Genomic DNA, 21,281 nt, shown 5'->3' on the forward strand with positions numbered 1-21,281 from the left:
CGAGGCGGTGCCCACCCCTCTCCCTGTCCCTCTCCCACAAGGGGAGAGGGGACGAGGCGGCAACGTCCCGTACTGTCGTCCAGGCGATGGGCAGGCGTCCGTTTCGCAGTCCCCCGCCACCGCGTCCCCTCCCCCCTGGAGGGGGAGAGACAGGGAGAGGGGGCAGACACGCCGCCGCCGGACGACCCGGCAACTGCACCGCCCCCTCCCCGCCGGTCAAGCGAGGTTCTTCAGCACCATGGCCAGGGTGGCGACGATCTCGTCGATCTCGTCCTTCGAGATGATCAGCGGCGGCGACAGGGCGATGATGTCGCCGGTGGTGCGGATCAGCACGCCCTTTTCGTATGCCTCGAGGAAGGCGGTGAAGGCGCGCTTGGTCGGCTCGCCCGGGATCGACTCCAGCTCGATCGCGCCGATCAGACCGATGTTGCGGACGTCGATGACGTGCGGCAGGCCCTTGAGGGTGTGCAGCGCCGTCTCCCAGTAGGGCGCGAGTTCGGCGCCACGGGTGAGCAGCCCCTCGTCCTCGTAGGTGTCGAGGGTGCCGAGCGCGGCGGCGCAGGCGACCGGGTGTGCCGAATAGGTGTAGCCGTGGAACAGTTCGATCATGTGTTCCGGGCCGGTCATGAAGGTGTCGTAGATGTCCTTCGTGACGAACACGCCGCCCATCGGGATCACGCCCGAGGTGATGCCCTTGGCGCAGGTGACCATGTCGGGCACCACGTCGAAATACTCGACCGCGAAGGGCGTGCCGAGGCGGCCGAAACCGGTGATGACCTCGTCGAAGATCAAGAGGATGTCGTGCTTGTCGCAAATCTCGCGCAGGCGCTTCAGGTAGCCCTTCGGCGGGATCAGCACGCCGGTGGAGCCGGCGACCGGCTCGACGATCACGGCCGCGATGGTCGAGGCGTCGTGCAGCGCGATCACGCGCTCGAGGTCTTCGGCGTACTCCGCGCCGTATTCCGGCTCGCCGCGGGTGAAGGCGTTGCGCGAGAGGTCGTGGGTGTGGCGGATGTGGTCGACGCCGGTGAGCAGCGAGCCGAAGAACTTGCGGTTGTTCGGGATGCCGCCGACCGAGATGCCGCCGAAGTTGACGCCGTGGTAGCCGCGCTCGCGGCCGATCAGGCGCGTCTTGGTGCCCTTGCCGCGGGCGCGCTGGTAGGCGATCGCGATCTTCAGCGCGGTCTCGACCGACTCCGAACCGGAGTTGGTGAAGAAGACGTGGTCGAGCGGGCTCGGCAGGTAGTTGACGAGACGCGCCGCCAGCTCGAACGCCTTCGGGTGGCCCATCTGGAACGCCGGGGCGTAGTCGAGCTCGGCGATCTGGCGCTGCACGGCCTCGACCACCTTCGGGCGGGAATGGCCGACATTGCAGCACCACAGGCCGGCGGTGCCGTCCAGCACCTTGCGCCCGTCCGAGGTCCAGTAGTGCATGCCTTCCGCCTTCACGAACAGGCGGGGATCCTTCTTGAACTGCCGGTTCGCCGTGAACGGCATCCAGAAGCTCTCGAGGTTGTTGGGAACGGGAACGCGTTCGGGGCGGTTCATCGACGTCGGGCCTTCTGGGGACGGGTGCGGACCGGGTCGATCCCGGCTCGGGGCGGGAGTTTCGTCCCCGCCGCGGCGTTCGACAAGCAGTTATGTTCGGCCTGCGGCGACGCTTGATTTTCCGCGGTTTCACCGCTTTCCTGTTCGGAATTCCGAACGACTGAACAGGGGATCGCGATGTCGCTCGACCTCGGGGGCCGGCTGCGGCGCGTGCGCGAGGCGCGCGGGCTGTCGCAGCGCGAGTTGGCGCGCCGCGCCGGCATCTCCAACGCCACCGTCAGCCAGATCGAATCGAACACGGTGAGCCCGTCGGTCGGCGCGCTGAAGCGCATCCTCGACGCCCTGCCGATGCCGCTCGCCGACTTCTTCGCCGAGACCCCGCCCGAGCGCGAACAGGTGTTCTTCCGCGCCGCCGACATGACCGAGATCGGCCGCGGCGGCGTCTCCTACCGCCAGGTCGGCCGCGACCTCACCGGCAAGGCGCTGCAAATCATCCGCGAGCGCTACGAGCCGGGCACCGATTCCGGCCGGATCCACCTGCGCCACGAGGGCGAGGAAGGCGGCATCGTGCTCGCCGGCGAACTCGAGGTCACGGTCGGCGACCGCCGCGCCGTCCTCGGCCCCGGCGACGCCTACTATTTCGACAGCGCCGAACCCCACCGCTTCCGCAACGTCGGCGACACCCCTTGCGAAGTCGTCAGCGTCTGCACCCCGCCGAGCTTCTGAGGGGGTGCGATCGCGATTGCAACGCGCCTAGCCGACGCATACTCGTTGTACGTCCCGGCGCGAACCGGTTTGCCGGGCGTTTGGGTGGGGCTTGGTCGATGGCAGAGGTCACGCGACGGCGAACGGGCGAGTTCGTCAAGAAGCTGTTCGAGGTCCTGATGACTTCGAACGGTGCCGTTCGCGCGCAGGACGCGATCGTGCGCGTTCGACAGTCGTTCACGCTTTCGCCCTACGAGGCTGGCTCGTACGGGTCGGGCGGTTCGCGCTTCGAGAAGATCCTGCGATTTGCGACGGTCGACTGCGTCAAAGCGGGCTGGCTCTCCAAGGCGAAGGGCCAATGGGAGGTAACCGAGGCCGGACGTAGGGCCTTCGGCGACTTCAAGGATCCCGAAGCGTTCTACAAGGAGGCGTGCAGGCTCTATGCGATCTGGAAGGCGGGTCGCGATACTGTCGCTTCCGAGGTGCAGTCCGCGTTGGCGAGTGCCCCGATGGCCGATGCCGCCGAAGCGCTCAGCGTAACGCTGGAGGAGGCCGAAGAGCAGGCTTGGACTCAGGTCGAGACGTTCCTGCGAACCCGCGACCCTTTCGAGTTCCAGCGCATCGTGGCCGACCTGTTGGAGGGAATGGGCTACCACGTTTCCTGGATCTCGCCGCCGGGCAAGGATGGGGGTGTCGACATCGTCGCCCATACGGATCCGCTGGGCACGACGGGTCCGCGCATCAAGGTTCAGGTCAAGAGGTGGCAGAGCCGGGTAGACCTCGACAACCTACGCTCGTTCATAGCGACCATCGGCCATGCCGACGTCGGCCTCTATGTCTGCCTCGGCGGCTTTACGAAGGATGCCGAGGACTACGCGCGTGCCCAGGAAAGTCGGCGCATCACGCTCCTGGATGCCGACCGGTTCTTCGAGTTGTGGATCGAGTTCTATGCGAAGCTGACCGACGCAGCGCGTCAGCGCTTCCCGCTTACACCAATTTATTTCCTCTCGCCCCGCTGACGCCGCCGCGTTCCGCCCCCCTTGACCTCGCCTCCCCCTGCGGCCAAAAATTTTGACCGAACAGTCGGGAGTCTCGATGGACGACCAGCTCATGTCCCGGGCCGCCGCCTCGAAGAAGCGAACGCGGATCCAGGCCGAGAACGAGGAGAAGATCCTCGACGCGGCGCTGGAGGTGTTCTCGACCTTCGGCTTCCGCGGCGCCACCGTCGACCAGATCGCCGCCCAGGCGGGCATGTCGAAGCCCAACCTGCTCTACTATTTCCGCCGCAAGCAGGACATCTACACCGCCGTCCTGACCCGCACGCTCGACATGTGGCTGACGCCCTTCGGCGAGATGGACCCCGACGGCGACCCGGAGGGCGAGATCACCGCCTACGTCCGCGCCAAGCTCGCCCAGTCGCGCGACCATCCGCAGGAGAGCAGGCTGTTCCTCGGCGAGGTGATGCAGGGCGCGCCGCTCCTGTCGGCCGTGCTCGCCACGGACCTGCGCGACATCGTCGAGGAGAAGGCGGCCGTGATCGCGCGCTGGATCGCCGACGGCCGGCTGGCGCCGGTCGACCCGGTCCACCTCGTGTTCATGATCTGGGCGATGACGCAGCACTACGCCGACTTCGACACCCAGATCCGCGCCGTACTCGGCAAGGGCGTCTCCGATCCCGCGGTGTTCGCGACGGCGAACGACACCGTGCTCGGCGTGCTGATGACCGGCATCCTGCCGCGCCGTCCGGTTCCGTGAGCGCTTCAAGCGGGGACGCCGGCGGCGGCCTCCGCCCGCGACGCCGCCTCGAACACGGCGATCGCCGCGACGACGCCGACGATCTGCAGCACGATGCCGATGCCCTCGCCCGGCGTCGGCCAGCGGTGTTCGTAGAGGAAGCCGAAGATCAGGCCGAACACCGTCTCGGAGAGGATCAGTTGCGCCGTCAGGGCGACCGGCAGCCGGCGCGCGGCGACCACCCAAGCCACCGTCGCGAGCCATGATCCGGCGATGCCGAGCGTCGCGGCCCAGACGAGGAACGTCGCAAAGGCCGCGGGCGTGGCCGCCGCGGTCGGGCCGGCGGGATCGCCGAAGGAGGCGAGCGGCGTGATCAGCAACGCTCCGGCGACGGCGCCGAGGCCCTGGAGCCCGGTCCAAGGCAGCGTGCCCGGGGCGTCGGCCGCGCGCATCACCCGGCCGTTGGCAAGGCCGTACCAGACCCAGATCGCCAGCGCGGCGAGCGAACAGGCGAGACCGAGCGGCAGGTCGACGACGTGGCCGGAAGCACCGCCGACGAGCGGCTCGACGTTCACCGCGAGCACGCCGGCGAGGATCAGCGCCAGCGGCAGGGCGAGCCGGCCCCAAGGCACCGTGCCCTCGTGGCGGTTGGCGATCACCGCCATCACCACCGGCATGGTGCCGACGATCAGCGGCGGGATCGCCGCGCCGGCGAAATGCACCGCGTAGGCGACCGCGAGGAAATAGCCGTTGAAGCAGACCGCGCCGAGGGCGAGGCCGATCACGAGTCGCCGCCGTCCGAGACCGACCGGCCGGAAGCGCGGCGCCGCCATCAGCGCCAGCGAGAACAGACCGAACAGGGCGTAGCGCACCACGGTGATGTCGACCGCCGTGAAGGGCGCGACCATGCGCGGGCCGACGAAGGTCAGTCCCCAGAGGAGACCGCAGAACAGACCCGCCAACACGCCGACCACCATCGCGAATACCTTTCGCCAGTCGCTCGAACGCCCGATTCGTCCGGCCCCGCGAGGGTTCGGCCATCCGGCCGGCGCCCGCGCGGCGCGCCTCGCCTGCAATGGTCCGGCTCGAGAAGCGAGCGTGGCGGACGACGTCTCGGAGAAGGCGGCGGGGACCATGGCAGGCGGGCGGTCGCCACGACAGTCCCCCGCGCGACGGCACCGACCGGCGGTTAACCACGCGCACGGAAACCCGCCGCCGGGACCGTGCCGACCCGGGACGCTCCGGTAACGGTTTGTTAGGACTTCCGCGGATGCCGACCCTTCCGAGCGAGATCCGCGCCATGTCGTTCCGCCTCGTCGCCGCCGCCCTCGCCGGCGTCCTCGCCGCCGCGATGCCCGCGGAGGCGGCCTGCTCGCTGCGCTGGCCGGCCCTGGCGCGCGGGGTATCGGCACCCGGCGTCGACGGCTCCGGAGCAAGGGCCCAGGCGTCCGACGCGATCCTCCGGACGCTGCGCGCCGGCGGCATGCGCCACGTCCGGCTGCCGGTGAAGGCGGAGAACCTGATGGCGCGCTTCGCCGACGCGGCGACGCGGCAGGCGACGCTGGCCGACGCCCGCGCCGCCTACGGACGGCTCCGCCGCTTCGGCTTCGCCGTGGTGCTGGATCTCCATGGCGGCGAAGCCATGAACGCGTTGCTCGCGTCCGACCCGGCCGCGGCCGGCGACGCGATCGTCGAGGCTTGGGGCCGGCTCGCGCCTATCGTCGTGAAGGCGCCGGCGGGCATGGCCTTCGCCGAGGTGCTGAACGAACCGGGGATCGAGGACGCGTCGTGGGCGGCGGTGCTCAAGGGCGTGCTGCCCAGGCTCCGGACGCTGATGCCGAAGACGCCGCTGGTGGTCTCTCTCGGCGGGCCGCAGCGCGCCGACGTGCTGGTGGCCTCGGCGCCGCCGGTCACCGGCAACGTCGTCTACGCCGTGCACTACTACGATCCCTTCGCCTTCACCCACCAAGGTGCCGGCTTCGCCGACGCGGTGCTCGGGGTGCTGCACGGCATCCCCTTCCCGTTCCACGGCGACGATCCCCGGGTGCTGGCGCTGGAGGCGAGCCTGAGGGCGGCCGGCTACACCGCGGCGGCGGACTATCTCGCCTCGGTGCGCGCCATGGTGTTCGACGGCACCCGCGTCGGCCGCGACCTCGCCGCGGTCGCCGCCTGGGGCCGGCGCAACCGCGTCCCGGTGATCCTCGGCGAGTTCGGCGTCCTCGCCGACGACGCCCCGGCGGCCGACCGGGCGCTGTGGTTGCGCACGGTGGCGCGCAGGGCCGAGGCGTCCTGCCTCGGCTGGACGCACTGGAGCCTCACCGGCGGCTTCGGCATGATCGATCCCGCCACCGGCGCGCTCGACCGCCCCACCCTCGGCGCCCTGCTGCCGGCCACTGCGGCGCCGTGACCGGAGGCGGGCGCCGGCTTCTCTTCATACCTGTCCCGTGAACGCCCGACTCGTCGGGAGTTCACGGGGGTTCGGCCAGCCGGCCGGCGCCCGGTCGGGCGCTCCTCGCCCGCGACGCTCCGACCGAACGTCGGAACCTCGCGAGCTCGGTGTCACTCCGCGGCGACCTTGACGGAGGCCGGGTTGTTCGGGTGGGTCGTCCAGTTGGCGTAGCCCGGATCGATCGGCCGCTTGGTGCGCGGGTCGACGCCGGAGATGCGCTCCATGGTGATGCAGTTGTCGATCGGACAGACGTTGACGCAGAGGTTGCAGCCGACACACTCCTCGTCGATCACCTCGAAGTGGCGCACGCCGTCGAGCATCGACGTGATCGCCTGATGCGAGGTGTCCTCGCAGGCGATGTGGCAGCGGCCGCACTTGATGCAGAGGTCCTGGTCGATCCGCGCCTTGGTGACGTAGTTGAGGTTGAGGTACTGCCAGTCGGTGACGTTGGGGACCGCGCGGCCGCGGAAGTCCTCGATGGTGCGGTAGCCCTTGCGGTCCATCCAGTCGGACAGGCCGTCGATCATCTCCTCGACGATCTTGAAGCCGTAGGTCATGGCGGCGGTGCAGACCTGGACGGTGACGCAGCCGAGCGCGATGAACTCGGCGGCGTCGCGCCACGTGGTGACGCCGCCGATGCCGGAGATCGGCAGACCGCGGGTGGCGGCGTCGCGGGCGATCTCGGCGACCATGTTGAGCGCCATCGGCTTGACCGCCGGGCCGCACATGCCGCCGTGGCTGCCCTTGCCGTCGATGGTCGGGGTCGGCGCGAAGTTGTCGAGATCGATCGACATGATCGACGACACCGTGTTGATCAGCGACACCGCGTCGCCGCCGCCGGCCTTGGCGGCGCGGGCGGGATAGCGGATGTCGGTGATGTTCGGCGTCAGCTTGACGATCACCGGCATGCGCGTGGTCTGCTTGCACCAGCGCGTCACCATCTCGATGTACTCGGGCACCTGACCGACCGCCGAGCCCATGCCGCGCTCGCTCATGCCGTGCGGGCAGCCGAAGTTGAGCTCGATGCCGTCGGCGCCGGTGGCCTCGACCAGCGGCACGATCGACTTCCAGTTCTTCTCCTCGCAGGGCACCATCAGCGAGACCACCAGGGCGCGGTCCGGCCAGTTCTTCTTCACCTCGGCGATCTCGCGGAGGTTCACCTCGAGCGGCCGGTCGGTGATCAGCTCGATGTTGTTGAGGGCGATCAGACGACGGTCGTTGGAATGCACCGCGCCGTAGCGCGGGCCGTTGACGTTGACGACGTTCGGGTCCTCGCCGAGCGTCTTCCAGACCACGCCGCCCCAGCCCGCCTTGAAGGCGCGCTCGACGTTGTACTGCTTGTCGGTCGGCGGCGCCGAGGCCAGCCAGAACGGGTTCGGGGAACGGATGCCGAGGAAGTCGGTGGAGAGATCGGCCATGGCGGTGGCTCCGGGAAGGAATGGGGCGAGGCGGCGGACGCTACCCTCCCCCTCGTGGGGAGGGTCGACCGCGCCAGCGGTCGGGGTGGGGTGGCTCGACGGGTGAGGTTGGCGCTACCCCACCCCGGTCTCGCCGATCGGCGAGCCCGACCCTCCCCACGAGGGGGAGGGTAGGAGCCGTCACCCCCTCAGGGCGGCGTCGATGCTGCGGGCGGCGACCTTGCCGTGCTCGACCGCCTGGACCGTCAGGTCCTCGCCGCCGAGCACGCAGTCGCCGCCGGCCCAGACCTTGGCGAGCGAGGTGCGGCCGTCGGCGTCGACCAGGATGCGGTTCTTCTCGAGCGCGAGCGCCTCCGCGCCCTCCCCCGCCACCGGCCCCGGCACAAACACCTGGCCGATCGCCTTCATCACCTGGTCGCAGGGGATGGTGAACCGCTCGCCGGTGCCCTCGAGGCGGCCGGTGGCGCCGATCGCGGTGCGCTCGAACGTGACACCGGTCACGATCCCGCTGGCGCCGGTCAGCGCGCGCGGCTCGGCCCAGTGGACGATGGCGACGCCGGCGAGCATGGCGACCTCCTGCTCGTAGGGCGAGGCGTTCATCTGCCCGGGGCCGCGGCGGTAGACCATGGTCACCTCCTCGGCGCCGAGCTTCTTGGCCTGTACGGCGGCGTCGACCGCGGTCATGCCGCCGCCGATGACGACGACGCGACGGCCGACCGGAACGCTCGCCTTGTCGGCGGCCTGACGCAGCCCCTCGATCCAGGCGACGGCGTCCTCGACGCCGGCGAGCCCCTCGCCCTCGACGGCGAGGGCGTTGACCGCCTGCAGGCCGAGGCCGAGGAAGACGGCGTCGTAGTCGCGCCTCAGATCGGACAGCAGCACGTCGCGGCCGAGCGCCCGGCCGGTCTCGACGGCGATGCCGCCGATGCCGAGCACGAAGTCGACCTCCTTCTGGGCGAAGTCGTCCGGGGCCTTGTAGGTGGCGATGCCGTGCTCGTTGAGGCCGCCGGCCTTGGCGCGGGCCTCGAAGATCACGACCTCGTGGCCGGCGCTCGCAAGCGCGTGGGCGGCGGCGAGGCCGGCCGGGCCGGCGCCGACCACGGCGACACGCTTGCCGGTCGGGGCGGCGCGGGTGCCGAAGCGGTCGTGGCTGGCCATGTAGTGGTCGGTGGCGTGGCGCTGCAGCAGGCCGATGCGCACCGGGGCGTCCTCGGCGTCGTTGCGCACGCAGGCCTCTTCGCACAGCGTCTCGGTCGGGCAGACGCGGGCGCACATGCCGCCGAGGATGTTGGCCTGGAAAATCGTCGCCGCCGCGCCGTCGGGGTTGCCGGTGTTGATCTTGCGGATGAACAGCGGGATGTCGATCGAGGTCGGGCACGCCTTCTGGCACGGCGCGTCGTAGCAGAAGTAGCAGCGGTCGCTCTCGACCAGCGCCTCGTGGCGGTCGAGCGGGGCGTGGAGATCGGTAAAGTTGGCCGCGTAGTCGGCCGGGGCGAGCCGGCCGGGGGCGATGTCGGCGACGGGTGCCGGAGCGATGGTCTCTGCGACCGACGACATGGGATGCACTCCTCCTCGCGCCGGAACGGCCCAGCGGACGGCCCCGGACGGTCGATGTTCGGCGAAATCTCGAAGACGCGGCGCGCCGCGCCCCTCACGCGACACCCGGCGGACCGGCCGGGCGAACCCTCTGGATCGCGGATCTGGCGCCCGCTGTTTCCTTGATCTTTCGGTAAAAATTTTTCGCGGTCAAGGGGCGTTTTCCGAGCGGAACCGCCGAAAAGATGAGCAGGGAGGGAGATGTGGCGTGGCAAGGCGGCGGCCGGGCAGGCCGCAGCGGCGCGCGAGGCCGGAAGGACGACGAAGGAGGCCGCGGCGACATCCGTCGTCGCGGATGGGGCGATCAGGCGGCTCGCCGGCCCCGTCGCGCCGTGGTCACAGCGCCCCGTCCACCGTGTCCGTTCCCAGCACGGTCGTGGTGCCGGTACGCGAGAGGAGTTCGACCCGGTAGGTCTTGCCGGCCGGCTTCAGGGCGGCGGCGGCGAGCGGGAGGACGACGCGGACGGCGTTCTTCGTCGGGTCGGACTGTGCCGTCCCGGGGATCGCGACGAGCGAGACCGTGCCGGAGGGCAGCGCACCCGCGGCGAAGTCGCCGGCGGAGACCGGTCGGGCGCCGCCGCCGGGCACGACGCGCCAGCGGATCCGCGTCGCCGCGGAGACGTCGCCGAGCCGGATCACGTTGAACGAGAGCACCGGCTTGCCGTTGGCGTCGGTTCCCCGCCCGAGGTCGTGGACATAGGCGACGGCGGCGGCCACCGTCGCGCCGCCGACCGCACCGGAGCCCTTGGTGAGGATGCCCGAGACGCCGCGGCCGGCCGGTCCTTTCGGGCGGATCGGAGCGTCGGCGCCGGCCTTGCCGTCGCGGCCGTCCGCCGCGGTCGGCAGATCGCCCTGGTAGCGGATGACGAAACTCATGCCGGTGTACTCCCACAGGAAGTAGCGCCCGGCCTTGTGGAGGCCGCCGAGGCCGCCGTCGCCGACCGTGCCCCCGAAGCCGTGGTAGCTCAGCGGGTCGCCGCCGGCGCCGCCGGTGCCGACATAGGCCGACGTCACCGCGGCGGTGCCCGTGACCTTGCCGTAGTTGAGGATCGCCCCGGCCGCGTCACCGCCCGCACCCATGATGCCGCCGGTCCCGGCGTCGCCGCCGCGCCCGCCCGCCCCGCCGCGGCCGCCGACGGTGTAGGCGGTGAAACCGCAGGGATGGACTTCGGAGTCGAGGCAAGGATCGTAGGTGCCGCCGTTGTCGAAACCGAAGGTGCCGCGCGGGATCTTCTCCCAACCGCCGGCCGGCAGCCCCTTGACGCCGCCGCGGCCGCCGACGCCGCCGCCGCCGGCGTTGCCGCCGCTGCCGCCCGAACCGCCGCGCCCGCCGGCTCCGCCCACGGCCTCGCCGCCGCCGGCGAGATAGCCGAAATAGGCGGAGCGACCGCCGAAGGCGACGTCGACCAGCGTCGTCACCGCGCCCTTGTCGTTGAAGATCGCGCCGCCGGCGTCGCCGCCGCGGCCGCCCGTGCCGCCGCGGCCACCGTCGCCGCCGTTGCCGCCGGCACCGCCCGCGCCACCCGCCTTCACCGACGGGTCGATGGTGTCGTCCTGGTGCAGCACCGCGTTGCCGCCGCTGCCGCCGTAGCCGCCGTTGCCGCCGCGACCGCCGCCGCCGCCGAGCCCGCCGTAACCGCCGACGACGTGGAAACGGCCGAAGGTGGTGCGCACCAGGGTGAGCCGGCCGTGGTTGACGAACTTGCCGCCGACCGGATCGGCCTTGCCGCCGGACCCGCCGGCGAGACCGGGAGTGCCGTTGCCACCGCGTCCGCCGGGCGCGCTCTTCAGGTCGTCGCCGCCGATGTCGCCGTGGCTCTCGCCGGGCGCGCCGCCCTCGCCCCAGACGCCTTGGGTGCCAGTGTTACCGGCGGTGCCGATCACGCCGCCGATGTCGAAATGGGCACCGACGACGGTGAGATCCGTGCCCTTCGCGACCTCGAACATCGGCCGCTCGAACCGCATGTAGGCGTAGAGCTGGCCGACGCCGTCGTCGTCGGGATCGGCGTCGAAGGTGACCGGGTCGCCGTCGGAGACGCGGATCGTGTCCTCGAGGGCGATCAGGTAGAGCTTGGGGCCGACCACGATCCGGTCCGGCCCGGGCCGCTTCGCTGCGATGGCGAAGGCCTCGCGCAGCGTCGTCGCCGCTCCGTCGGTGCCGTCGTCGACGCCGCTGGTGACGACGATCCTCGGATTGGCCGCGAGCGCCGGCGCGGCGGTCGACAGGACGGCGAGCGAAACCCAGGCGACGGCGGCGACACCCATGGCGGAAGGCCCTCCCGCGGCGCGACCGGGCCGGCCGCGGCGGACCACCTTAACCGATTGCATCCGCCGTCCGCCATTCACATCGCGAACGGCGGTCGGAACGGATCAGCCGTTCGCCGCCCTGCCCCCTCGCGCCTTGCGGCCGACGAGGGAACGGATGGCGTTCTCGACGATGCGGTGTCCGGCGTCGTCGCCGAGGGTCATGATCGATTCCGGATGGAACTGCACCGCGGCCATCGGCTCGCTCTGGTGCTCGATCGCCATCACGACGCCGTCGTCGGTGGCGGCGGTGACGGCGAAGCCCTCGGGCAGCGTCTCCGGCAGGGCGTGGATCGAGTGGTAGCGCCCGACGATGATGCGCTCGGGCAGGCCGGTGAACAGCATCGAGTTGCGTGCCACCGCGATCTCGGACGGCTTGCCGTGCACGGGGATCTCGAGCCGGGCCAGGGTCGCGCCCGTGACCTCCGCCATCGCCTGCAGGCCGAGGCAGACGCCGAACACCGGCAGGTCGCGCTCGCGCGCCGCTTGGATCGTCCGCGTGCAGTGGAAGTCCGACGGGCTGCCGGGGCCGGGCGACATCACCACGAGATCGGGCGCGAGCCGATCGAACTCGGCGGGGTCGACGCCGACGCCCTTCGACGAGCGCACCGTCGTCACCGTCGCGCCGGTCTGGCGGAAGTAGTTGGCGAGGGTGTGGACGAAGCTGTCCTCGTGGTCGACCAGCACGACGCGCAAGCCCGCGCCGACCAGTTCCGGCCCGTTGGTGAGCGCCGCGGCCGCGGTCTTGCCGGCGTCGCGGATCGCCGCGATCATCGCCGAGGCCTTGAGCTCGGTCTCGCGCTCCTCCTCGTGCGGGTCGCTGTCGTAGAGCAGCGTCGCACCCGCACGGACCTCGGCGACGCCGTGCTTGATCCGCACGGTGCGCAGCGTCAGGCCGGTGTTGAGGTCGCCGTTCATCAGGATGGCGCCGACGGCGCCGCCGTACCAGGCGCGCGGGCTCTTCTCGTGGTCCTCGATGAACTGCATCGCCCAGAGCTTGGGCGCGCCGGTCACCGTCACCGCCCAGGCGTGCGACAGGAAGGCGTCGAGCGCGTCCATGTCGTCGCGCAGGCGTCCCTCGATGTGGTCGACCGTGTGGATCAGGCGCGAGTAGAGCTCGATCTGGCGCCGGCCGATCACGCGCACCGAACCGGGCTCGCAGATGCGGCTCTTGTCGTTGCGGTCGACGTCGGAGCACATGGTGAGCTCCGCCTCGTCCTTCTTGGAGTTGAGGAGCGTGCGGATCTGCGCCTCGTCCTCGATGGCGTTGCGGCCGCGGCGGATCGTGCCGGAGATCGGGCAGGTCTCGACCCGGCGGCCGGAGGAGACGCGGACGTACATCTCCGGCGAGGCGCCGACGAGATACTCCTGCTCGCCGAGATTGAACATGAAGCCGTAGGGGCTCGGGTTGATCTCCTGCAGCTTGCGGGAGATCGCCGAGGGCGGCGCCGCGGGGCGCTCGTAGAAGGTCTGGCCGGGCACCACCTCGAACAGGTCGCCGCGCTTGAAATACTCCACCGCCTTGCCGACGGCGGCGGCGTATTCGCCGGGCTCGTGGTCGCCTCGGCCGGGGATGCGGTCGGACGGGCGGAACGGCTCGCGGCTGCCGTCGCGCGGCAGGCCGGCGGTGGCGGCACCGGCGACGGTGAAGTCGTAGGCGTAGACGGTCGCCTCGGCGCCGTAGTGGTCGACGATCAGGATCTCGTCGGGGAAGTAGAGCACGAGATCGCGCTGGTCGGCCGGGCGCTCCAGACGGAAGCGCACCGGCTCGAACTGGAAGGCGAGGTCGTAGCCGAAGGAGCCCCAGAGGCCGAGATTGCCGTCCTCGTCGGTGCGGAAGTGGGCGACGATGCGCCGGATCACCGAGAACACCGACGGCTGGCGCGAGCGCTCCTCCTCGGCGAAGCGGCCGGCGGGCGTCTTCACGGTCATGCGGATCGCGCTCGCCGTGGTCTCGACCGCGGCGAGGTCGTCGCCGGCGCGCACCGCGGCGTCGAAGGCCGGCAGCAGCACGCGGCCGCGGGCGTTGAGCGCCTCGATCACGAGGTCGCGGCCGCGGGCGGTCAGCGCCACCGGCGGGTCGACGAAGGCGATGTCCCAGCGCGAATATCGGCCGGGATACTCGTAGTTTGACGACAGAACCGCGCCGCGGCGCTCGTCGAGCATGTCGACGTAGGCGAGCGCGGCGTCCTTGTAGGGCACCTGCCGCGGCCGCCGCTCGACGGCGACGCCGCCGGCGGTGGTGAACTCCCTCGTCGTCTCCGCCATCGCGCCCGCCTTCCCCTCAGCCATGATCCGAGCCTTTCCCGAACGCCGCCGCGTCACCACCCGGAAAGCCTCGTCACGATACGAAAAAGGCCGCCGGGGAGATCCCGAGCGGCCGATCCGTCCATCGTCGACACACGCACGTCGCCGGAGGGCCGCTCACGAGGAGAGGCGCCACCACCACCGGCCGAGGACGACGGACTGCGTGTTCATGGGCGCGGACCATAGGGGAAAGCCGGGCGGTTGTCCATGCGGCCCCCGTGCGCCGTTCCACCCCGCGGCCGGGGGGTGTCCGGTCGGCTCGTCGCTTGACCGGCCGAGCCCGAGGCTGCGATCACTGGGCGACGACGGCGCCCTCCCCTTGCCCGAGGGCGCGAGAGCTTCGCCGCCCGACCTCGGACGGCGCTGCGCCGGCAGGGCGCGACGAGGAGGGGACCGATGAAGACGGCGACGATGGCCGCGGCGATGTTGGCCGCGGTGGTGACGGGTGCTGCGGCGCAGGACGTCGGCGGCAGCTACTCGGTCTACGGAACCAACTTCGACGGCAGCCACTACAAGGGCACCGTCACCATCAAGGGCACCGGCGGCGACACCTGCCGGATCAGCTGGAACACCGGCGGCACCTCGAGCGGCCTCTGCATGCGCTCGGGCAGCATCCTGGCGGCGAGCTACACCACCGACGGCGGCGCCAAGGGCCTCGTCGTCTACAAGATCAAGGCCGACGGTTCGCTCGACGGCACCTGGACCGTCGCCGACACCAAGGGCGTCGGCTACGAGGTCCTGACCCCGCGCTGAGCCGCCCGCTCGGCGCCGGCGCGTCCGCGCCGGCGCATGACAGCACCGCGCGGGGCTGCTATCCCTCCGGGATTCCGGCGCGAGCCGAGGTCCAGAGGAACAGCCCCGTGCGCACCGACACCGCTCCCGCCGTCCGCCTCGCCGACTACGCGCCGACGGCCTACGCGATCCCGACGGTGGCGCTCGACGTCCGCCTCGCCGAGACCGGGACGCTCGTGACCGCGACGATCGCCTTCACCCGCCGCGACGGCACCCCGGCCGGCGCCGAGCTGGTGCTCGACGGCGACGAGCTCGACCTCGTGTCGGCCGCTCTCGACGGCGCGCCGCTCGCCCCCGACGCGTTCACGGCCTCCGCCGACCGCTTCGTCTTGAAGGCGCCGCCGGCCGGGCCCTTCGCGCTGACGCTGACGACCCGGCTCGACCCGGCGACCAACACCAAGCTGATGGGGCTCTACCGCTCCTCCGGCACCTGGTGCACCCAGTGCGAGGCCGAGGGCTTCCGCCGCATCACCTATTTCCTCGACCGCCCGGACGTATTGTCGGTCTACACCGTGCGCATGGAGGCCGACCGCACCGCCGCGCCGGTGCTGCTCGCCAACGGCAACCCGGTCGAGGCCGGCGATGCCGGCGACGGCCGCCACTTCGCCGTCTGGCACGATCCCTGGCCGAAGCCGGCCTACCTGTTCGCGCTGGTCGCCGGCGACCTCGCAGTGCTGAAGGACGAGTTCGTCACCTGCTCGGGCCGGCGCGTCGAGCTCGGCGTCTACGTCGAGCACGGCAATGTGGCCCGCGTCGGCTACGCCATGGACGCCCTGAAGCGCTCGATGCGCTGGGACGAGGAGGCGTTCGGCCGCGAATACGACCTCGACGTCTTCAACGTCGTCGCCGTCGGAGACTTCAACATGGGGGCCATGGAGAACAAGGGCCTCAACATCTTCAACGACAAGTACGTGCTCGCCGACCCGGATGTCGCCACCGACGCCGACTACGCCGGCATCGAGGCGGTGATCGCCCACGAGTACTTCCACAACTGGACGGGCAACCGCATCACCTGCCGCGACTGGTTCCAGCTCTGCCTCAAGGAAGGGCTGACCGTGTTCCGTGACCAAGAGTTCTCGTCCGACATGCGCTCGCGGCCGGTGAAGCGCATCGCCGACGTGCGCACGCTCCGCAGCCACCAGTTCCCCGAGGACGGCGGCCCGCTCGCCCATCCGGTGCGCCCGGAGACCTACAAGGAGATCAACAACTTCTACACGGCGACCGTCTACGAGAAGGGCGCCGAGGTGATCCGGATGCTGAAGACGCTGATCGGCGACGAGGCGTTCCGGCGCGGCATGGACCTCTATTTCGAGCGCCACGACGGCGACGCCGCCACCATCGAGGACTTCCTCGCCTGCTTCGCCGAGGCGGCCGACGAGGACCTCGACGCCTTCGCGCGCTGGTACCGTCAGGCCGGCACGCCCACGGTCGACGTCGCCGAGCACTACGACGCGGCGGCGCGGACCTACACGCTGACGCTGCGCCAGACCGTGCCGCCGACGCCCGGCCAGCCCGACAAGCTGCCGCACGTGATCCCGGTGCGCTTCGGCCTCGTCGGCCCGAACGGCGGCGACATGGCCCATGCCGGCGTCTCCGGCGCCGAGGTGCGCGGCGACGTGATCGTGCTGACGCAGCCGCGCCACACCGTGGTGTTCGAGGGTGTCGCCGAGCGGCCGGTGCCCTCGCTGTTCCGCGGCTTCTCGGCGCCGGTGAAGCCCAACGTCGGGCTGTCGCTGTCCGACCTCACCTTCCTGATGCGCCACGACGGCGACGCCTTCAACCGCTGGCAGGCCTCCTCGACGCTGGCGATGACCATGCTGGTCGCCGGCGCCCACGCCGCCCGCCGCGGCGGTGTCCCACGAGCCGACGCCGCCTATGTCGACGCCCTCGGCGAGATCGTCGGCGACGACCGGCTCGACCCGGCCTTCCGCGCCCTGATGCTGGCGGTGCCCGGCGAGAACGACGTCGCCCGCGAACTCGGCGACGACGTAGACCCGGACGCGGTCGCCGCCTCGCACCGGGCGCTGCGGGTCGCGATCGGCACCCGGCTGAAGCCGGTGCTGTCGACGATCCTCGCCGCCGAGGATCCGGCCGCGCCCTTCGCCCCGGACGCCGCCGGCGCCGGCCGCCGCGCCCTCGTCAACGCCGCCGGCGACCTCCTGGCCGCCACCGGCGAGGCCGCGGCGCTCGATCGGCTCGCGGCCCGCTTTTCCGCCGCCACCAACATGACCGACCGCCTCGCGGCGCTGACCAGCCTCGTCCACCGCGACGCGCCGCAGGCCGACGCGGCCCTCGCCGCCTTCGTCGAGCGCTTCGGCGGCGTACCGCTGGCGGTCGACAAGTGGCTGGCGGTGCAGGCGACCGCCCCGCTCGGCCGCACGCTGGACCGGGTCGCGGCGCTGACCGCGCACCCCGCCTTCTCCTTCCGCAACCCGAACCGCACGCGTGCCCTCGTCGGCTCCTTCGCGACGCTGAACCCGACCCAGTTCGCCCGCCGCGACGGTGCCGGCTTCGACTTCGTCGCCGACGTCGTCCGCCGGCTCGACGACAGCAACCCGCAGGTCGCCGCACGCATCCTGGTCGCCTTCCGCTCCTGGCGCTCCTACGAGCCGGAGCGGCGCGCCCGGGCCGAGGCGGCGCTGCGCCGGATCGCGGCAAAGCGGCCGCTGTCGCGCGACGTCGCCGACATCGTCGAACGGACGCTGGCCTGAGCACGGACACCGCCGGCGTGACCATCCGGGTGGCACCGGATCGTGGTTGACGCTACGTAAACTGCCCGATACTTCGGCACCGCACCGCGATCAATAAATCTACTGATAGGAATATTTTGCCGGGCTCGCGCGTTAACTTCTTTTTTAGTCCGAACCTCTGGACAGGTCGAATCGTGCCGATTCAAACTGAGGGCGATTCGGGTGCGGCGTGCGGCGTCACCCGACGTTCACCAAGGCTTGTCCGACCTCGGAGGGAAGAGGCATGGCGAGGGCAGATTCTGCCGACGCCCCGCACGGTTGGCGCGCGCGATTCTTCGGCGACTCGGACGCCGACGCCGCGTTGAAGGGCCATGCGCGCCTGCTCGCCCGCCCCGCCTATCGCCGGCTGCTGACGGCCGAGCCGATCTTCCGGCGTTCGATCCCGGTGCTGATCACCGTGTTCCTGGTGGTGGTCGGCATCGCCCGGGTCTCCAACCTCGCCGACCGCCGCGACGAGACCGAGGGCCACGCCCGCGACATGGTCGCGCTGATGGCCGAGACGATCGACAACGCCCTCACGCTGTCGTTGCCGGCCAAGGCCGACGGCCCGGTGCTCGCCGACGCCCTGCGCACCGCGCTCCGCGAGGCGCTGCCGCCGTCGGCGACCAGCGACGGCCGCACCATCCTCGTCGCCGACCGAGACGGCGTGATCCGCGCCTCGGCGCCCGAGAACTCCGCCCTGATCGGCCGCCGCTTCGCCGACGTGTTCGGCGCCGGCCAGCCGCTGGTGGTGTTCGGCGAGCGCGCCGGCGTGCTGCCGGTCGAACTCGGCACAGGCGGCGAGGCGATCGCCGCGATCCACAATCTCGACGGCGACCGCGGGTCGGTGGCGGTCTACCAGCACGACGAGCAGATCTTCCTGAACTGGCGCCGCGACGTCTCGATGAACGTCTCGCTGTTCATCGGCACGAGCTGCATCCTGATCGTGATGGTCTACGCCTTCTTCGCGCAGACCTCGCGCGCCGCCGAGGCCGACCGGCTCTACGCGGCCACCCAGGCCCGGGTCGACACCGCCCTGCGCCGCGGCCGCTGCGGCCTGTGGGACTGGGACCTCGCCCGCGGCCGGCTGTTCTGGTCGCCGTCGATGTACGTCATCCTCGGCATGGAGCCGAATTCGGACCTGATGGGCTTCAACGAGCTCCAGGCGATGATCCACGAGGAGGACACCGACCTTTACGCCCTCGCCCGCGACCTGCTCGAGACCGGGCAGAACGCCGTCGACCTCGAGTTCCGGATCCGTCACGCCGAGGGCCACTGGGTCTGGCTGCGCTGCCGCGTCGAGATCGTCAGCGACCGCGACGGTGCCCCGCACCTGATCGGCATCGCGGTCGACGTCACCGAGCAGAAGAAGCTCGCCGAGAAGTCGGCGACCGCGGACCTGCGCCTGCGCGACGCCATCGAGACCATCTCCGAGGCCTTCGTCCTGTGGGACGCCGACAACCGCCTCGTGATGTGCAACACCAAGTACCAGACGCTGCACCAGCTCTCCGACGACCTCGTCCGCGAGGGCGCGGACTACGAGAGCGTGATGGGTGCGGCGCGCCAGCCGCTGCTGCGCAGCGAGAACCGCATCGGCGACGTCGCCCAGGGCGAGCGCTCCTACGAGGCGCAGCTCGAGGACGGTCGCTGGCTGCAGATCAACGAGCGCCGCACCAAGGACGGCGGTTTCGTCTCGGTCGGCACCGACATCACCGAGCTGAAGCGCCACGAGGAGAAGCTGCTGGAGTCCGAGCGCCAGCTGATGGCCATGGTCGCGGACCTGCGCCAGCACCGCCACAAGATGCAACTGCAGACCAAGCAGTTGGTCGAGCTCGCCGAGAAATACGCCGAGGAGAAGGCCCGCGCCGAGGCCGCCAACCGGGCGAAGTCCGAATTCCTGGCCTCGATGTCGCACGAGCTGCGCACACCGCTCAACGCCATCATCGGCTTCTCCGAGATCATGCGCTCGGGCATGTTCGGCGCGCTCGGTTCGGCCAAGTACGACGAGTACTGCCGCGACATCCACGACAGCGGCACCTATCTCCTCAACGTCATCTCCGACATCCTCGACATGTCGAAGATCGAGGCCGGCCGGGTCAACCTCACGCTCGACAGCGTCATCCTCGACGAGGTCATCGGCGAGAGCACCCGCATCATGACCCCGCAGGCGGACGACCGTGCCATCCGCCTCGTCACCCGCTTCGACGCGCCGCTGCCGATGGTGGCCGACCGCCGCGCCATCAAGCAGGTCGCGCTCAACCTGTTGTCCAACGCGCTGAAGTTCACCCCGATGAACGGCTGTGTCACCGTCTCGACCCGCGTCGACGGCGAGGCGGTGGTGATGTCGGTGGCCGACACCGGCATCGGCATTCCCGCCCACGCGCTCGGCATGATCGGCAAGCCCTTCGTGCAGGTCGAGAACCAGCTGACGCGCAAGCACGCCGGCTCCGGCCTCGGTCTCGCGATCGCGCAGAGCCTCGTCGAGCTGCACGGCGGCACCATGAAGATCCAGTCCGAGGAGGGCATCGGCACCACGGTGACGATCTCGCTGCCCCGGATCGCCGCGCCGACGGCGAGCGACGGCACCGCCGCGGTCGCGGAGCAGACCACCGGCATCGCCCAGAGCGGCATGGCGCGCGCCGTCGCCGTCGCCAACGCCCGCGGGCCGAGCCGCGCGGTGCACTGACAGGGCGAGGTGCTCGGCGCGCCGCCTCTTGAAATCCGCCGAAATCGCACGATTTGCCGATCATCGGGTCCGGGCCCCTCTGGCAGCCGGAACGGCGCGCGATGTCGGACCCTTCCATCAGCGGACACGATCCGCCGTCGGGAGGCTCCCGTGACGACATCGACCTACGCATTCGCCCTTCCCCGTCCCCGAACCGCCGTCGATCTCGACGCCGCAGAACGCCGCATCGAGGCGATCGCCCGACTGATGGACGCGGCCTTCCGCGTTCCCGGCACCGGCATCCGTTTCGGTCTCGATTCGGTCGCCGGCCTTGTCCCGGTCGCCGGCGACGCCGTCGGCCTGCTCGCATCGGGCTGGCTGGTCTACGAGGCCCAGCGCCTCGGCGCGCCAGAGGCGACGCTGCGGCGGATGGCGGCCAATGTGGCGATCGACGCCGCAGTCGGCGCCGTCCCCTTCCTCGGCGACGTGTTCGACGTCTTCTTCAAGGCCAACCTGCGCAACCTCGCCATCCTGCGCGACCATCTCGCCACGCTCCGCGCCGACCGGGCGCGCGTCGTCGGCCCTTCCCGGGAGTTCACGCGATGAGACCGATCGTTCTCGGCCTCGGCCTGACGGCGCTGGCGATCTGGTCGGCCTTCGCCTACGTCGTCCACCTCGTCGTCGACGTGCTCGGCGGCTACGGCGCCGCCAACGCCGACCTGTTGCCGGTACCGCCGGAATGGGTGGTGCTGCTGTCGGACGCCCTGCGCGTCGCGACCGGCGTCGGCGGCCCGCTGGTGGTCGCGGTCTGGACGATCGGCGCCGCGGTGATCGCGCTGGTCACGATCATCGGCGTCGTCGTCGCCGGCCGGATCGGCCGCCGCGACAAGGCGCTGCTGGCGCCCGACCCGCGCCTGCCGCATCTCGACGCGGCCTACCACCGCGACCGCGCCGCCGCGCGCCACCGCACCGGCCTCGCCATCGGCGAGACAATCGGCCGGCTGCTCCGCGGCCGGCGCTACCTGCGCTGATCC

15 protein-coding genes are annotated in these 21,281 nt (G+C 71.1%); 9 read left to right on the forward strand and 6 right to left on the reverse strand.

The genetic code is table 11. From position 1 onward, the window contains the following. Positions 1 to 216: 216 nt before the first annotated feature. Entirely contained in the window at positions 217 to 1,548 is a 1,332-nt protein-coding gene (aptA, locus tag EDD54_RS15605) for an omega-aminotransferase AptA (RefSeq protein ID WP_126537918.1), read from the reverse strand. A 177-nt stretch (positions 1,549 to 1,725) separates the two neighbouring features. Here aptA and EDD54_RS15610 point away from each other — a divergent pair, with 177 nt between their 5' ends. The 3 genes from EDD54_RS15610 (at position 1,726) to EDD54_RS15620 (ending at position 4,008) form a co-directional block, all read left to right on the forward strand. Continuing rightward, positions 1,726 to 2,274 carry a cupin domain-containing protein gene (locus tag EDD54_RS15610; protein WP_126537920.1) on the forward strand — a complete coding sequence of 183 codons (549 nt, stop codon included), beginning with the start codon at positions 1,726 to 1,728 and terminating at the stop codon, positions 2,272 to 2,274. A 98-nt stretch (positions 2,275 to 2,372) separates the two neighbouring features. Then, a complete protein-coding gene (locus tag EDD54_RS15615; RefSeq protein WP_126537922.1) occupies positions 2,373 to 3,272 on the forward strand; it encodes a restriction endonuclease in 900 nt (299 codons plus the stop codon). Positions 3,273 to 3,348: 76 nt separating this feature from the next. Next, complete coding sequence (locus tag EDD54_RS15620) at positions 3,349 to 4,008, forward strand: TetR family transcriptional regulator C-terminal domain-containing protein (protein ID WP_126537924.1); 660 nt, start codon at positions 3,349 to 3,351, stop codon at positions 4,006 to 4,008. A 5-nt stretch (positions 4,009 to 4,013) separates the two neighbouring features. On the opposite strand, the gene EDD54_RS15625 is transcribed toward EDD54_RS15620, so the two are convergent. After that, positions 4,014 to 4,964 carry a DMT family transporter gene (locus EDD54_RS15625; protein ID WP_126537926.1) on the reverse strand — a complete coding sequence of 317 codons (951 nt, stop codon included), beginning with the start codon at positions 4,962 to 4,964 and terminating at the stop codon, positions 4,014 to 4,016. A gap of 293 nt (positions 4,965 to 5,257) precedes the next feature. Here EDD54_RS15625 and EDD54_RS15630 point away from each other — a divergent pair, with 293 nt between their 5' ends. Next, positions 5,258 to 6,394, forward strand: a complete 1,137-nt coding sequence (locus EDD54_RS15630; RefSeq protein ID WP_165644402.1) for a glycoside hydrolase family 5 protein — start codon at positions 5,258 to 5,260, stop codon at positions 6,392 to 6,394. Between the two features lie 152 nt (positions 6,395 to 6,546). Here EDD54_RS15630 and preA read toward each other — a convergent pair whose 3' ends face one another. The 4 genes from preA to EDD54_RS15650 all read right to left on the reverse strand — a co-directional run bounded on the left by preA (position 6,547) and on the right by EDD54_RS15650 (position 14,046). Beyond that, on the reverse strand, positions 6,547 to 7,854 hold the full coding sequence (gene preA, locus EDD54_RS15635) for an NAD-dependent dihydropyrimidine dehydrogenase subunit PreA (protein WP_126537930.1): 1,308 nt from the start codon (positions 7,852 to 7,854) through the stop codon (positions 6,547 to 6,549). A 180-nt stretch (positions 7,855 to 8,034) separates the two neighbouring features. Then, positions 8,035 to 9,411, reverse strand: coding sequence for an NAD(P)-dependent oxidoreductase (locus EDD54_RS15640; RefSeq protein WP_126537932.1), 1,377 nt, complete (start codon positions 9,409 to 9,411; stop codon positions 8,035 to 8,037). 375 nt (positions 9,412 to 9,786) lie between these two features. Next, entirely contained in the window at positions 9,787 to 11,715 is a 1,929-nt protein-coding gene (locus EDD54_RS23680) for a hypothetical protein (protein ID WP_166653458.1), read from the reverse strand. A 105-nt stretch (positions 11,716 to 11,820) separates the two neighbouring features. Next, positions 11,821 to 14,046, reverse strand: coding sequence for an anthranilate synthase component I (locus EDD54_RS15650; RefSeq protein WP_245515790.1), 2,226 nt, complete (start codon positions 14,044 to 14,046; stop codon positions 11,821 to 11,823). 411 nt (positions 14,047 to 14,457) lie between these two features. Between EDD54_RS15650 and EDD54_RS15655 the strand changes: the two genes are divergently transcribed. The 5 genes from EDD54_RS15655 to EDD54_RS15675 all read left to right on the forward strand — a co-directional run bounded on the left by EDD54_RS15655 (position 14,458) and on the right by EDD54_RS15675 (position 21,278). Continuing rightward, on the forward strand, positions 14,458 to 14,814 hold the full coding sequence (locus EDD54_RS15655; RefSeq protein ID WP_126537934.1) for an SRPBCC family protein: 357 nt from the start codon (positions 14,458 to 14,460) through the stop codon (positions 14,812 to 14,814). A gap of 107 nt (positions 14,815 to 14,921) precedes the next feature. Beyond that, positions 14,922 to 17,564, forward strand: a complete 2,643-nt coding sequence (pepN, locus tag EDD54_RS15660) for an aminopeptidase N (protein ID WP_126537936.1) — start codon at positions 14,922 to 14,924, stop codon at positions 17,562 to 17,564. A gap of 262 nt (positions 17,565 to 17,826) precedes the next feature. Continuing rightward, positions 17,827 to 20,268 (forward strand): ATP-binding protein, encoded by a 2,442-nt coding sequence (locus EDD54_RS15665; RefSeq protein ID WP_126537938.1) that lies wholly within the window; start codon positions 17,827 to 17,829, stop codon positions 20,266 to 20,268. Between the two features lie 150 nt (positions 20,269 to 20,418). Continuing rightward, a complete protein-coding gene (locus EDD54_RS15670) occupies positions 20,419 to 20,853 on the forward strand; it encodes a DUF4112 domain-containing protein (RefSeq protein ID WP_245515791.1) in 435 nt (144 codons plus the stop codon). Continuing rightward, on the forward strand, positions 20,850 to 21,278 hold the full coding sequence (locus EDD54_RS15675) for a hypothetical protein (protein ID WP_126537940.1): 429 nt from the start codon (positions 20,850 to 20,852) through the stop codon (positions 21,276 to 21,278). Before EDD54_RS15670 ends, EDD54_RS15675 begins: the two co-directional genes overlap by 4 nt. The last annotated feature ends 3 nt before the right edge of the window (positions 21,279 to 21,281 follow it).

It is taken from the genome of Oharaeibacter diazotrophicus, assembly GCF_004362745.1.
Taxonomy (GTDB): Bacteria; Pseudomonadota; Alphaproteobacteria; order Rhizobiales; family Pleomorphomonadaceae; genus Oharaeibacter; species Oharaeibacter diazotrophicus.

Coding starts and splice junctions, on each gene's coding strand:
- EDD54_RS15620 (WP_126537924.1), top strand. CDS start 3,349: ATGGACGACCAGCTCATGTCCCGGGCCGCCGCCTCGAAGAAGCGAACG.
- EDD54_RS15650 (WP_245515790.1), bottom strand. CDS start 14,046: ATGGCTGAGGGGAAGGCGGGCGCGATGGCGGAGACGACGAGGGAGTTC.
- EDD54_RS23680 (WP_166653458.1), bottom strand. CDS start 11,715: ATGGGTGTCGCCGCCGTCGCCTGGGTTTCGCTCGCCGTCCTGTCGACC.
- EDD54_RS15625 (WP_126537926.1), bottom strand. CDS start 4,964: ATGGTGGTCGGCGTGTTGGCGGGTCTGTTCTGCGGTCTCCTCTGGGGA.
- EDD54_RS15630 (WP_165644402.1), top strand. CDS start 5,258: ATGCCGACCCTTCCGAGCGAGATCCGCGCCATGTCGTTCCGCCTCGTC.
- EDD54_RS15610 (WP_126537920.1), top strand. CDS start 1,726: ATGTCGCTCGACCTCGGGGGCCGGCTGCGGCGCGTGCGCGAGGCGCGC.
- EDD54_RS15675 (WP_126537940.1), top strand. CDS start 20,850: ATGAGACCGATCGTTCTCGGCCTCGGCCTGACGGCGCTGGCGATCTGG.
- aptA (WP_126537918.1), bottom strand. CDS start 1,548: ATGAACCGCCCCGAACGCGTTCCCGTTCCCAACAACCTCGAGAGCTTC.
- preA (WP_126537930.1), bottom strand. CDS start 7,854: ATGGCCGATCTCTCCACCGACTTCCTCGGCATCCGTTCCCCGAACCCG.
- EDD54_RS15615 (WP_126537922.1), top strand. CDS start 2,373: ATGGCAGAGGTCACGCGACGGCGAACGGGCGAGTTCGTCAAGAAGCTG.
- EDD54_RS15655 (WP_126537934.1), top strand. CDS start 14,458: ATGAAGACGGCGACGATGGCCGCGGCGATGTTGGCCGCGGTGGTGACG.
- EDD54_RS15640 (WP_126537932.1), bottom strand. CDS start 9,411: ATGTCGTCGGTCGCAGAGACCATCGCTCCGGCACCCGTCGCCGACATC.
- EDD54_RS15665 (WP_126537938.1), top strand. CDS start 17,827: ATGGCGAGGGCAGATTCTGCCGACGCCCCGCACGGTTGGCGCGCGCGA.